Source organism: Calothrix sp. CBUCES-K 9914, from assembly GCF_059640475.1.
On record NZ_JBXXZH010000271.1, the window covers coordinates 1 to 11,724 of the forward strand.

General features: G+C 35.0%; 16 protein-coding genes and 2 pseudogenes. 6 read left to right on the forward strand and 12 right to left on the reverse strand.

Annotation, left to right across the window (positions count from 1 at the left end):
• A pseudogene (locus AC2JBO_RS37180) lies at positions 1 to 220 on the forward strand (photosystem II q(b) protein); the annotation flags it as partial.
• 271 nt (positions 221 to 491) lie between these two features.
• On the opposite strand, the gene AC2JBO_RS37185 reads toward AC2JBO_RS37180, so the two are convergent.
• The 4 genes from AC2JBO_RS37185 to AC2JBO_RS37200 form a co-directional block, all read right to left on the reverse strand.
• Positions 492 to 1,037, reverse strand: coding sequence for a GNAT family N-acetyltransferase (locus tag AC2JBO_RS37185; protein WP_496958657.1), 546 nt, complete (start codon positions 1,035 to 1,037; stop codon positions 492 to 494).
• A gap of 660 nt (positions 1,038 to 1,697) precedes the next feature.
• On the reverse strand, positions 1,698 to 2,288 hold the full coding sequence (locus tag AC2JBO_RS37190) for a hypothetical protein (protein WP_496958658.1): 591 nt from the start codon (positions 2,286 to 2,288) through the stop codon (positions 1,698 to 1,700).
• 257 nt (positions 2,289 to 2,545) lie between these two features.
• Positions 2,546 to 2,806, reverse strand: a complete 261-nt coding sequence (locus AC2JBO_RS37195; protein WP_496958659.1) for a DUF4177 domain-containing protein — start codon at positions 2,804 to 2,806, stop codon at positions 2,546 to 2,548.
• Positions 2,807 to 2,851: 45 nt separating this feature from the next.
• Complete coding sequence (locus AC2JBO_RS37200) at positions 2,852 to 3,307, reverse strand: hypothetical protein (RefSeq protein ID WP_496958660.1); 456 nt, start codon at positions 3,305 to 3,307, stop codon at positions 2,852 to 2,854.
• An 845-nt stretch (positions 3,308 to 4,152) separates the two neighbouring features.
• Here AC2JBO_RS37200 and AC2JBO_RS37205 point away from each other — a divergent pair.
• From AC2JBO_RS37205 to AC2JBO_RS37215, 3 genes and pseudogenes are all read left to right on the forward strand, one after another.
• The gene (locus AC2JBO_RS37205) at positions 4,153 to 4,674 is read left to right on the forward strand and encodes a hypothetical protein (protein WP_496958661.1); all 522 of its coding nucleotides are present in this window, start codon (positions 4,153 to 4,155) and stop codon (positions 4,672 to 4,674) included.
• A 61-nt stretch (positions 4,675 to 4,735) separates the two neighbouring features.
• The gene (locus AC2JBO_RS37210) at positions 4,736 to 5,758 is read left to right on the forward strand and encodes a WD40 repeat domain-containing protein (protein WP_496958662.1); all 1,023 of its coding nucleotides are present in this window, start codon (positions 4,736 to 4,738) and stop codon (positions 5,756 to 5,758) included.
• A 212-nt stretch (positions 5,759 to 5,970) separates the two neighbouring features.
• Positions 5,971 to 6,245, forward strand: a pseudogene (locus AC2JBO_RS37215) (hypothetical protein); the annotation flags it as partial.
• Between the two features lie 307 nt (positions 6,246 to 6,552).
• Here the strand turns inward: AC2JBO_RS37215 and AC2JBO_RS37220 are convergent.
• Both AC2JBO_RS37220 and AC2JBO_RS37225 read right to left on the reverse strand, forming a co-directional pair.
• The gene (locus AC2JBO_RS37220) at positions 6,553 to 6,888 is read right to left on the reverse strand and encodes a hypothetical protein (protein WP_496958663.1); all 336 of its coding nucleotides are present in this window, start codon (positions 6,886 to 6,888) and stop codon (positions 6,553 to 6,555) included.
• 32 nt (positions 6,889 to 6,920) lie between these two features.
• Complete coding sequence (locus AC2JBO_RS37225; protein WP_496958664.1) at positions 6,921 to 7,244, reverse strand: hypothetical protein; 324 nt, start codon at positions 7,242 to 7,244, stop codon at positions 6,921 to 6,923.
• A 22-nt stretch (positions 7,245 to 7,266) separates the two neighbouring features.
• Between AC2JBO_RS37225 and AC2JBO_RS37230 the strand changes: the two genes are divergently transcribed.
• A complete protein-coding gene (locus tag AC2JBO_RS37230) occupies positions 7,267 to 7,530 on the forward strand; it encodes a CDP-diacylglycerol diphosphatase (protein ID WP_496958672.1) in 264 nt (87 codons plus the stop codon).
• A 326-nt stretch (positions 7,531 to 7,856) separates the two neighbouring features.
• Here the strand turns inward: AC2JBO_RS37230 and AC2JBO_RS37235 are convergent, their stop codons facing one another.
• The 5 genes from AC2JBO_RS37235 to AC2JBO_RS37255 all read right to left on the reverse strand — a co-directional run bounded on the left by AC2JBO_RS37235 (position 7,857) and on the right by AC2JBO_RS37255 (position 10,472).
• Positions 7,857 to 8,495, reverse strand: a complete 639-nt coding sequence (locus AC2JBO_RS37235; protein ID WP_496958665.1) for a GIY-YIG nuclease family protein — start codon at positions 8,493 to 8,495, stop codon at positions 7,857 to 7,859.
• Between the two features lie 169 nt (positions 8,496 to 8,664).
• Positions 8,665 to 8,865: a hypothetical protein gene (locus tag AC2JBO_RS37240; protein ID WP_496958666.1), complete on the reverse strand. Its 201-nt coding sequence runs from the start codon at positions 8,863 to 8,865 to the stop codon at positions 8,665 to 8,667.
• A gap of 254 nt (positions 8,866 to 9,119) precedes the next feature.
• Positions 9,120 to 9,398, reverse strand: coding sequence for a hypothetical protein (locus AC2JBO_RS37245; RefSeq protein ID WP_496958667.1), 279 nt, complete (start codon positions 9,396 to 9,398; stop codon positions 9,120 to 9,122).
• 4 nt (positions 9,399 to 9,402) lie between these two features.
• Positions 9,403 to 9,618 carry a hypothetical protein gene (locus tag AC2JBO_RS37250; RefSeq protein ID WP_496958668.1) on the reverse strand — a complete coding sequence of 72 codons (216 nt, stop codon included), beginning with the start codon at positions 9,616 to 9,618 and terminating at the stop codon, positions 9,403 to 9,405.
• A 608-nt stretch (positions 9,619 to 10,226) separates the two neighbouring features.
• A complete protein-coding gene (locus AC2JBO_RS37255; RefSeq protein WP_496958669.1) occupies positions 10,227 to 10,472 on the reverse strand; it encodes a helix-turn-helix domain-containing protein in 246 nt (81 codons plus the stop codon).
• 566 nt (positions 10,473 to 11,038) lie between these two features.
• On the opposite strand from AC2JBO_RS37255, the gene AC2JBO_RS37260 reads away from it, so the two are divergent.
• Positions 11,039 to 11,236, forward strand: a complete 198-nt coding sequence (locus AC2JBO_RS37260; RefSeq protein WP_496958670.1) for a hypothetical protein — start codon at positions 11,039 to 11,041, stop codon at positions 11,234 to 11,236.
• Positions 11,237 to 11,283: 47 nt separating this feature from the next.
• Here AC2JBO_RS37260 and AC2JBO_RS37265 read toward each other — a convergent pair whose 3' ends face one another.
• Positions 11,284 to 11,670: a helix-turn-helix domain-containing protein gene (locus AC2JBO_RS37265; RefSeq protein WP_496958671.1), complete on the reverse strand. Its 387-nt coding sequence runs from the start codon at positions 11,668 to 11,670 to the stop codon at positions 11,284 to 11,286.
• Positions 11,671 to 11,724: the final 54 nt, after the last annotated feature.

Sequence of the window (11,724 nt, forward strand, 5' to 3'; positions counted from 1 at the left end):
AGGTATCTCGACAATGGCATTCAACCTGAACGGTTTCAACTTCAACCAATCAGTAATTGACAGCCAAGGTCGCGTAATCAACACATGGGCGGACATTATCAACCGTGCGAACCTCGGTATGGAAGTAATGCACGAGCGTAACGCTCACAACTTCCCTCTAGACTTAGCTTCTGGCGACGCTGCACCAGTGGCATTAACCGCACCTGCGATTAACGGTTAATAGTTGAATGACAACTAAATAACTGATAAAAAAGCGCCCCTATTTCTAGGAGCGCTTTTTGCATTGGATAAGGCGCCTGTTATTTTAATATTTTTATCTATAGTTCATTACTAATTAACTATATACTTAAGGTTTAGACAAATCTAAATAATAATGCCAAGCTATACTAAAATCCATTTAAAAGCAGCTGCTGATGTAGGTATCTGTTAGTATTGTGCTTATCTTTACAAATCATACATTTATAGTAAAATCAGCATGTCATAATGTAATATTAAACGTTCAATTTATCAGATAACCAATCGTCATGGAGCAAGGCATAAATATACTCATCTTGCCATGCACCTTTCATAAACTTGCTTTGCCGTAAATGTCCTTCACGTCTCATTCCGAGACGTTCCATCAACCGAAAAGATGCTACGTTTCCGACATCGCAACTCGATGTAATTCGGTGTAACCCTCGTTGTGCAAAGCCATAAGTGAGCAATACTTTTGCTGCCTCGGTAGCATAACCAAAACCCTGATATTTAGGATGAAGTGACCAGCCTATATCGCCTTTACTTTCTATTTTTGGTGAAATGTAGATACCGACCTCACCAATTATTTTGGCATCATCTACATGATAAATACCAAATGCGATATAGCCACAATCTTCGCCAATGTCCACTGTTGCTTGTCGAGCGAGAAAGCTAATTGCTTGTTTCTCGGTCATTGGTTCTACTGGCATATACTGTAAAATTAGGGGATGAGTTTTGTACGCCAGAAAATCAGGCAAATCACTCTCCTGCATACGACGTATAATTAAGCGCTTCGTTTCCACAGGTTTCATACTCTAATACGGGTAAATCTATTTTTTCTGTTCCCTTGCATTCGTCGCTGCTAGCGTGTGATTATCAAGAGTTCTGTCAATAAGGTTAATCCAATAATAGTAGTAAAAACACTAGCCAAGCGTAAACGCATTGTCAATTCTCCTTTAAAGGATATAGTTTTTAAATGCGGCGCCTGCTACTTAAAAAACAATCAGTACTTTTGTTCTTTATGATAAGTGGTGGACTTAGAACGTTTATTGGCACCATTTATTCTAAAAAATTAGGTGTCAATACTGCTCGGTTAAGCTTTTTTCGGCATCAGAAACAACGAGATTATAAGGGTTTCAGCGTACATTATCTCCTTATAGCTACAGATGTTACCAATCCTGATTAATTATCATTTAGACCATAAACGCGGTCAGATGTCGGCGCCTGTATTCCATACTTAGGCAAGTCTCAATAAATAAAGCATAAAATCATACTTGTTAATTATAAATTTATACGCCTGACTCACATACAAAGTACGTAGTCGCGCCCGCTACCAACATTTCGTGTTCCTCATCCCCTATTTGAGCAGTTCAAGAGTACCTATTTCAATACTTTCTTTGAGACAACCACTCGTCATGCAGCAAATAAGTATATTTACTTCATTCATTGCGTTGCTTCCCTTTTTAGAATTTATAGCCAGGAGTTTTACGCAACATAATCCTAGATGGCGCCGAACTTAATTTTTGAGAAGTTATCTGATATTCTTTGCCATCAAATTTAAACACTCTCCAAGCTATTTCTCTAGGTTCATAAGTAAATATTGGAGCAGCAATGTTAATCCAACCTTTACTAAAGTTTGTGAGTAAAGCTACTTCTAATCCATCCCGTAAGGTAGATACAGATGAAATAAAACGATAATTGCCACCTTTTTTTTGATAAATATATACAGGACAATGGCGGTTACTACAAGGGTATCCTTTCTGAATACTAACAAGAGTTTCTTTAATTCCGTCTTTATTTAAATCTATCTCTGTATAATTAAACTCAATGCCCTTTTTAATCCGGTTCCAATCATCATCTGGAAAATCTTGGCTAATCCTTTGAACAATTGCATTAATTAAATTAGAGCTTGGTTGATTAACAGCCTTTTTTTGAGCTTGAACTGGTAAATAACTATTGAAAAATGTCAATCCTGCTATTGCACTAATAAATATATTTTTATTCTTCATTAACATCAATAAATTATTTTTGGTTATTAACTTTATCTTAGCCATACTTGTTAACTATGTACCTCAGTAATAATTACGAATTAAAACTTATAAAAGCAGTATGACGGCGCTGTAACTTACTATCTCGTTGGCAAGGAAGTAGTACTATAAGCGGTTTTCGTATCAGCAGTAAAATATTAATCCCTTGCAGGCACCGTAGGTACTACATCTAAATTCATGAGAGAGAATAAGCCACTAGTATCAAGTAAATGTATACTACTTCATGACTACACTTACGCTATTCTACAAATTAAATAAGAGCGTTAAGGTCTTGATAATATTAAGTAATTACCACCAAGAAGAGTATTAATATTATTATATCTCCATCCTAACTTACCCTGCTCATTTAACGTAGATTGAAGAGATGATTGTGAAATATTGCCAGGTATTGTTACTACTTTGTATTCAATCACTGGTTTAGACTGAGCTTTTGCAGTCATATTTTTTAAAGGTGGAAAGATAGAAATTACAACAAAAATTAATATTGCAGCTATTCCGATGTTCAGTAAAGATTGCTTTTTCATAATCAATGTGTTCTTAAAAGATATGTAAGTTGTACTTAAACTTGTTTAGTCGGAAGATGTCCAAGTTCGCAGCTTGGTAAGTACAGGTTTGTTAGGTTTAGATAAAGAGAGCCTGTACTGCGTCATTGGTACATACGAGCCATTACCATCAGCAACGGTTACTAGAAAAGCTCCTTTATTACGTGAGTCTTTGATAACTCTACGAATAAAAACAGAATCTATTGGTTTTAATTTTAAATTTCTTGCCTCTTTAAATCCTGGTTTAGAAATACAGACAATAGCGGCGCCATCTTGATACCTAGCAGAATAAAGCCAGTAATCTTGTCCTCCTACCTTAAATTCCGACTTGTAAAATACATGATATTCATCGTCTGAATGGATTTGTTGATGGTTTCTACACTTACTATCAACAATTGTTTCTTGAGCTATTGTTGGGCTATTTAGAAATAATCCTACTATTAGACTAATAGTCAACCCAATTGTAAAGTGTTTTATCGACATAAGAGTGTTAGTTGATTTTATAGTTAAATTATGCAAAGACAACTTGAAACTATTTTCGGCACCGCATTACCGATGTTTTAAGACCAATCTAAACAATTTCTCGGCACCGCAATACCCTATTTTTAGTCATTTAAAAAGTTTATCTATTAACTTTAAAATTATTATTTGCTAATTTAAAAGCGCATTGTTGATAGCGCTTCAGTTTTATTAAAAATACTTCTATAGTACTGTTAGACAAAATTAAAGCTTGGTTAATTGATTCCAGTTTAGGAACTAAAAATATAATGGTCTTGCGAGAAAATACTTATTTTTTCCAGATTAAATAAAAATAATCAATCTCAGTAGTGGTGCCATCATTCAATAATCAAATCTATTTACAATCGTACTAACAAACACTATTATTCGGTGCCGTTTCTATACGATAATTACTATATTTACTAATACGATGCGTTACGATTTAATATTATAGGCGCCGTAATTACTGTAGAACCAGTCATCACCTGTACAATGGCGCCGCAGCAAACCCTTGATGATATGCTGTTTCTAGCAAAAAGGCGCCGTCATCAGAAAAATATTTTACTTTGACCCTCATATTATCTTCGCTATGTTCCCAAATAATATGTAGGAACACTTTGATAGCATTAGACAAAAAATCCAGATCAACAATCTAAAATATTAGTATAGCGGAAATATTTTTCTATTTTTAGAATATATTATTTAAAATCAACTCACTTAATCTCATAATTTTTACTTGTATTTATACGGTAGTTATACAAAAATAATAAAGTTATAAAATAAAAATAAAAACATCACTACTAACGTCAACATAAACCAGGTAATTCAAAATGAAATTAATCATCTTCTCAAGATATTTATCAGTTTGTTTGTTCTTAGTTTCATCTTTTTTGTCAATCCAGCCTGCTCAAGCTCAGAGAACAACTCCATTATTATCAACTATATGTGTAATACAAAGTGGTTTAGGTTTTATGAAAAATACTGAACAAATATCTATAGGAAGACAGGTTTTTGAATCTATCTTTAATATGGGAGCTAGTTTTGCACAGAAAAAATCATTAATTACATGCAAAATTAAATCAGAGAAATTTACAAATTTTAAAACTCTTAATATGAAATTTGGAATACCTGATGAAGATTGGCTTCAGTATGGTCTTATCAGCCACACGAAAGTATCCATTTATTTAGATGGAAAAGAAGCTATAAGTAGAACTTTAACTAAAGGAGATATAGAGAATGATATATCTTTAGATGTTAGGCAAACAAAAAATGTAGCAATCGAAATTACATGTGCTAAAGAAAATCACAGTTGTCATTCTGTTCATTTTATAGAAGCAGCACTTTTACCGTAAAGTAAAGCGACAACTTTCTTCTCCTCACCTACATAAACTTATTTTTTGGTACACTAAATACATGAATAACAAAAATATACTAAATTTACTTGCTAGTATAGCTATTGTTGGTCTTTTAAATATTGCCGATAACGCAAAAGCAAGCATCATAAGTTCTGTTCAAAGCTATAGTATCCCATGTGGAGATAGTACAATCAACTTTGATAAAACCCTTTTAGTATGTTATGGTAGTATTGGCAGCACTAGTACACCATTCACTCTATTAGATTTAAAAAACTTTCATACTTTCAGTACATTTCAGTACGGAGATATTGTTAACAATGTAGTAATTGCTCCTGACAATAACAATGTTTTTATAAGCAAAGCCCCAAAAAGTTCAGTTTGGAATTTATCAACAGGCGCCCATAAAAATATTGCACATAGGGCTGAAGCTATTAGTCCTGATGGAAAAAATGCATATTTTTATGATTCTCAAGCTATTTATAGTTTAAATATAAACAATCTTGAAAGAGATACTGTAGCTAATCTTCTCTTTCAATGGAAAGACTCTCTTAAAGAAAGCTTAATAGTTACTCCTAATGGCAAAATTCTTATTGGTAAATCTAAAAACGATATTAGTCTTTGGGATTTGCAGAATGAAAAATGGATTAAGAATATTAAAGCAGATATGATTGATGTATCCGCCGATAGCCAAATTCTTGCAGGTGCTTACAATTCTAATGATATAAAGTATTATGATAATAATGATAAAGTTTACGAAATCATTAGAATATGGAATATAAATACAGGTAAGGTAATCAAAAACATACCCGTTACTCTAAAAACGACAGGTCACAAAGATGCACGAATAAATTCTTTAGCCATTAGCCCTAATAAAAAACTAATTGCTTATACTTTTATTGGAACTTATTCTCCAATTGGATTAGGTGTTGTTGATTTAAATAGTGGAAAATTACTATTTAGAACAGAAAAATTTCCTGATTCTGAGTATAAACTTGGGCTTACATTAAGAGGATTTACCAAAGATAGCAAAAAAATGATTTTAGCAAATGGTGAAACAATAGTGGTTGTGACTCTTAAATAAGATAATTATAGGTAGGCATAGTTTTACCAGAACGCATAAATTGCAATGCTCGGATGGCTAGTCACAAGAAGAAATAGCGCAATATCTTCAACCAGTTTGGGATGAGAAACAAGAACTAATAACTATTGATTATGACTATGCAGATGGTAAAAATAAACAAATAGCTGAAGGATTTGAAAGGGAAATAGCTCATAAAATTAAAATAGACGACAGAGAAGCTTACTGAACTTTATGCAGGTAATCCCAAACGAGAAACTGCGCGTCCAACTGCTGAAATGATTCTTACGCCTTTTAAAGATATTACACTGATATTAATTGAGGTCAAAAATGAAATTTATGCCAATCTAACAACTCTTTCTCCTTTGCAAAAGCGTATCCTTGAGCCACTCGACACGGGCTGTGCCCGGTGCCGAAGTGGCGTGATTTACTTGGATTTCCAATTACTATTTATACTCAACTCGATGGACAATCTTTGACTCCTAAATAGAATAAGAGTTGGGAGATCAAAGCTCATAGCGAAACACTAATATATCCAATTTTCGACTACGGAGAAAATATCTGTTCTCACCAACGACGACAAGCGCAAGTTACTATTGAGAAACGAAAATAAACCAACCTAATTTTTACATTTAACAAGATTACACAAGCACCTGCTCAGGTAGGCACCGCATATCAGTATGTCTATTTGACAAGTACACATTGTTCTTATTAAAACCTAAATACTACTTTAGAATGGATGTCTACCTTTTTCTAACTCCCTAAAAAATAAGCGAACCGGGAGTAATAAAGTTCAACTAAGTTTCTTGTTCTATTGAAGCAACCTTTTTTAATTCTAAGATGCGCGTTTGCTCCTCTCTACTAAGTAGTGACCACGATTCGGTACGTGTAGATTTATCCAAGGCACCCGTTATTGTTACAATTTCCTCCCAGGTTTTGCAGTTACAGAGTAATATCGCTATTTCTTCTGCTGATAATTCTCCCGTGGTTGGTTGACTTGCTTGTTCTGATTCAATTTCTATTGGTGTTGAGTTGGGCGCCGTTGCCATTTCTTCTACAGAGTAGGCTATACGTTGAGCTAACTCCTGGTTTTGGGTAGATATGATACCCTTTAAATCTTTAACTTCAGCCATTAAGACAACCAACAGTAGAACAAAGTTAGGGTTTACTTTCTCGTGGATGGTGCCATTGAGAAGAGTGCTTGTTTTACTTGTGCTGCGGTTTTCTTTCCACCGTTTATTACGGATTCTAAGAACTTGTCAGCAACCTTGCTTAACTGAACTAATGCACTGACACTCCATCTTTGTACTTTTGAGCGGATAGATTTTTGACGAATTGGTTGTAAACCATCGAACCAGCCAGCTATTTCCATCGCACTCTTTGCTAAATACTGACTGGCGCCGAAATCTTCGCTCGAAATCCATTGTTCAAACACCTTCTTCCCGTTTGGTAAAGATGCAACACAGTCGTTGTAAAGTTCTCGTAACATCAGTACTTACCAGGTGTGACGCATATACTCGACAGATTTGAGAAAAGTCAATCCATTTTTGCTTCTAGCACAGGAAAAATCGGCGCAAAACAACATGCGCGCGCAGACGCTCGTCATAGTGGGGGTAAAGTTTGAGAACGGTAACAAGGGCTTCATCCTTCTATCTGATGCGGCTGACTGGCTGCGTGGCGACGGGGGGAGTGGGGAAGAGTTGCTCGACCATACCTGTGCTGTGGCAAGTACAAAGGCTTGCGCGAAAACTTCATTTTTAATACAAAAATACTAGTAAATAAATAAAGATTGTTTTTGAAATCGAGGGTAGATATTTTTGGGTGGGTTAAATTATTGATATCATAATTGATACTATAGAATTCCTGTTTAAATTTTGAACGTATACTGAGACTCAAAAGCATTGTAAAAGTATTATTATGTGTACAGAATATTTGTGTCCAGAAACGCCAAAAGAGCGCTCTCGAATCAAAGTAAGCTAGATAAAAAATTAACTAAAGGGAAAAACGTAATTCAAAACGGATGGCAACAGTCGCATCTGTTCTTTATAATTTATTTATGCCTGCCAAATTAATTACAAGAGGGTATTTAAATGTACTATAATTAAAACGGTAGTCCCCACCACTGATAAGACTGTTTATTAAAGGGTGGGCGCCACTTCAAAATCAAATATTCCTCTAATTCCTGGCGCCGACATGAATCCTGCGGTACATTCTGCCAGAATACAATACTAAGTAATGTTTTTAATTTGTAATAATTATGTAATTCTTGGTAAGTAGTGATATACTCGTTAAATTCGTGTACTTTCTTCAATTTTTTATTAACTCTCTGCTGTCCTATGTAGAGAATCAAACCAGGTATTTTGTCTACAACAAAGTATAGATAGTCTGTACCTTTGTATTTAGATATTACCTGGTTCTTTAATTCTAATGGGTCAACGCGCGTGTAATCTTCTGTAGATAATTCTGGTAGATCAAATAATGGTTTCTGCGAACTTGCCTCAGTATTACGCGCTTGTTGCTGGTACTCTAATATCTGATTTTTCCATCCCTGTAAAGTATCAATATCTATAACTACTTTTTCATTGGTCGGCGCCTTGAATTTTTTATCTGAAAATAAACTTAGCTGGGCGCCGGGTGGTAGTGGTGGAGGCGCCGACTGTTCGAGAGGAAGTTCAAGTTGCCGAGGTTGACCCTGTTCAATGCCATTGTCAGAAAATATATCTAATTGCCGTGGCTCCACAAATACCCCTTTATTCCACCAACAGATAATTATTTTAGAACAAATAATCTTAAAAACAAATTTAAACGCTTATTACATACACCTTTTAGTTTAGAAGTAAAACTAAGCTTATCCCAGGACAAACTTGCTTTTATTAGTAATAAACTTTACTTGCAAATTCTGTTTTTACTTAGAGTTGTAGATATGAACCTTGAGTCGAAGTAAATAAACCACTAACTGTCTTACCGTTATATCCTGCCAGTTCTATGGAATCTCTGGCATTCACAGTTAAATTCCCTCCTTTTCCAGTGGCTGGTATATATTGGTTAGAAGTTGCTATGTAGTCCCCTGGTGAAGAAGTTGATATCGCTGCCCCGCTCTGAATATTCAACCGAGATGTATTGATTGTTACTTCGTCAGCATTTCCACTAGCATATTATGCAGCTTTTAAAGAGTGGCGCCAATCGTATAACACGCTCAAGTTCAAGTTTCCAGCTATTTTCAGGTATTTTTTAAAGCGAAGGTCGCACCAATATTAGTACACTTGAATTATCTTTCCGAATGATTGCCCCACTTTGACGTGGTTCCTGCACTGCTGACTCTCAAATAAAATTAAATAATACAATTACGGCGCCCAGCCTTTATCTAAAAGATTGGGTTTTTTAGTTTTGTCCAAAATCCATTTTTCCAAGACTGTAACGTATCAACGTCTATAATTACTTTTTCATTGGTCGGTGCCTGATATTCGGCAGCAGGGAATAAATCAAGCTGTCCTGGCTTAACTTGCTTTGGCGCCTGTTCAGGAAACAGGTTAAGTTCTAATTGATGCGGATTCTTCTCATAAAGAGACAATTCCCTGCAGGACACTTCGTGAACGTGAACACATTTAATATCTGAGAATATATCTAATTGCTTAGGCTCCATTGCTTTACTTATTAGCATTAAGAATTTTAATAGCTCTAGCAATACCAGTTTTTATTGATGATTTATCTAGCGGGAAACCATACTCAGCAGCAAAGTATATCATTTCTTCATGGTCGTCTAATAAAGTCATAAATCTATCAAGTAGTTCAGGATTCTTCAAAACATACTCGAAGAAATTCATAAAATCATATTCTTGCTGCAATTTATCTAATTCACTCATATATATATCCTTCTTATATAAACATTATTAGTTTGCCGAAAGTTATTTTAGCAAACACAGTACGCACGCTGCGAATATCAATTTATATAAAGCTGTAACAACTTCGATCCCCCTAATCCTAGGGTGTTTACTTTGTATATAAGCCTTAGAAAAAAGTTCATACAGTTTTTGTGTCACATGGCGCCAGCTTAAAAAGCTTGTTTAATCAGGGTTTGAGCTTTAAGACTGAACACAACATTCTTATGAACGATTAATACCTAAATTATAACAAAATCAACACCCTACCCTAACCCCCCTTAAAAGAAAGTACATATGAAAGAGATAGCATAACTATATTTACATGAGTTTGATGAGTTACAGCAGTTTGGTCATGGTGATGATTTTTAACTATGCCCATACAAAACATATCGTTCCGTAAATTAGACCGATACTAATTTTTAACCCCACATATATAGATACTGTGGAGTTTAACAAATGTATTTTGTATATTATTGATTTTTATCTGGACAGGCGCCTCGTTCCGATTTACGGAAGTCAACTCAGGCACATAATAAAGCCTCAATTATCACTCATTAACGACAAAACCCTTCAATGCAACAAAAATTCAGCTAAATTTCCTTTTTTGGCAGAATAAAATCAACAAAATAATCTAATGACTTTCGATAAATTACTGCGAACTCAACGAGTTCAACTACATCCACTCGCCTTTCACCTGACTCACATCGACTGACGTAAGATTGAGGCTGCTCAAGCTTAAGAGCTACCTCCGATTGCGTCAAACCAGCTTCAAGACGCGCGTCACGTAGTCGCTGTAAAAATGCTTGATATTTCGGCGAATAAATTGAACCTCCCATGTAAAGGAGGCTACACGTTGCAAGAAAATATGCAGAATCAGCATATTTTATTTACAATTAATTTCAAAAGCCTCCCTTTTTGTTTTCCGGCGCCAGAAAAATATTAAAGTTTGTTTTATGTAATACAAATCTTTATATGTACTTATTGTTAAATATTGTTTTATTGATGCCAAAAAATAATTATTTAATGCACTTGTAACATCCGTGCAACCTATCTTTATAAAGCTTTTCAGTCTGCAAATTCAAAAAAACAGTTCTTTTAAGAAATCGTCAGAAAAACAAAGCAAATACCCTTTGCTATGCTGAAAACCCCAATTTTTTGCTCAATTTGCTTTATAAGTTTTATTTACGCCCAAATCAGGTATTTCAAAAATTATTTAAAAAAAAATCAGTATATATACTGAAGATTAATTAAATATGTTTTATACTATGATTTAAAAGAATGTTAAGTTACCGTTAAGCTCATGTAAAAAGTACGCATCAGCTTAATTGAACAGCAATTTATCTTACATAAAATGCTGCAAAAATGTAATTTTAACGATTATTTAATTATCATCAGCGTGATCATGGCAATATTTCATTCTCATTCCCTACACTCATTGATACGTCCAAATGGTGCCTTGCTAAGATTGGTACTATGGAATCTTGACAATACGCTACGCTTCAAAATTCAAGCTGCACTCAACTCAAAATACTCTGGCGCCCGTACCACAAAAATAAATACTAAAGGACTAAACTCACGCATTGGTATCTTATTAAGTTAAAAATTCCTGCACTAACAGACGCGCGTTCTAACTAAACGAACAGGCGCCTATACAGCCAGTGGAAGTTCTACAAAACTTTTTTGTTCTTTGTCGCTTGCATATGTTTTAGCTACAAGGTCGGCGAGGAGGCGGAGCGCTTCTGCTCTCTCTTCAATCGGCGCCGACTCGATCCATGTACGCAAAGTAGTTGTTCTAGGTTTGGCGCCAAGTAACTGTGCCAAATACCAGTTTTTTGCTTCTTCTGGTACGGCACCTAATATCGCTAAAAACTTAGAAGTACCTATATCAGCTTTACCACGGCGGAAACGTGAGAGCATTCCTTCGGTAATTCCAATCGCTGTAGCTAAGTCTCTCCCTGAGATGTTGAAGCGAACCATCATCTCATCAAATAGCTTTTGATGCAATTCTACTTTCTCCGTAATAATTTGTTGCATTTTTTCGCTACTGCCTAGGTTTATACTTTACTGTTAAGGTTGTAATATAATGCA

Excerpts from the sequence above, each read along its gene's own strand:
- AC2JBO_RS37190 (WP_496958658.1), bottom strand. The coding sequence starts at position 2,288 with ATGGCTAAGATAAAGTTAATAACCAAAAATAATTTATTGATGTTAATG.
- AC2JBO_RS37195 (WP_496958659.1), bottom strand. The coding sequence starts at position 2,806 with ATGAAAAAGCAATCTTTACTGAACATCGGAATAGCTGCAATATTAATT.
- AC2JBO_RS37200 (WP_496958660.1), bottom strand. The coding sequence starts at position 3,307 with ATGTCGATAAAACACTTTACAATTGGGTTGACTATTAGTCTAATAGTA.
- AC2JBO_RS37205 (WP_496958661.1), top strand. The coding sequence starts at position 4,153 with ATGAAATTAATCATCTTCTCAAGATATTTATCAGTTTGTTTGTTCTTA.
- AC2JBO_RS37210 (WP_496958662.1), top strand. The coding sequence starts at position 4,736 with ATGAATAACAAAAATATACTAAATTTACTTGCTAGTATAGCTATTGTT.
- AC2JBO_RS37220 (WP_496958663.1), bottom strand. The coding sequence starts at position 6,888 with ATGGCTGAAGTTAAAGATTTAAAGGGTATCATATCTACCCAAAACCAG.
- AC2JBO_RS37225 (WP_496958664.1), bottom strand. The coding sequence starts at position 7,244 with ATGTTACGAGAACTTTACAACGACTGTGTTGCATCTTTACCAAACGGG.
- AC2JBO_RS37245 (WP_496958667.1), bottom strand. The coding sequence starts at position 9,398 with ATGGAGCCTAAGCAATTAGATATATTCTCAGATATTAAATGTGTTCAC.
- AC2JBO_RS37250 (WP_496958668.1), bottom strand. The coding sequence starts at position 9,618 with ATGAGTGAATTAGATAAATTGCAGCAAGAATATGATTTTATGAATTTC.
- AC2JBO_RS37255 (WP_496958669.1), bottom strand. The coding sequence starts at position 10,472 with ATGGGAGGTTCAATTTATTCGCCGAAATATCAAGCATTTTTACAGCGA.
- AC2JBO_RS37260 (WP_496958670.1), top strand. The coding sequence starts at position 11,039 with ATGGCAATATTTCATTCTCATTCCCTACACTCATTGATACGTCCAAAT.
- AC2JBO_RS37265 (WP_496958671.1), bottom strand. The coding sequence starts at position 11,670 with ATGCAACAAATTATTACGGAGAAAGTAGAATTGCATCAAAAGCTATTT.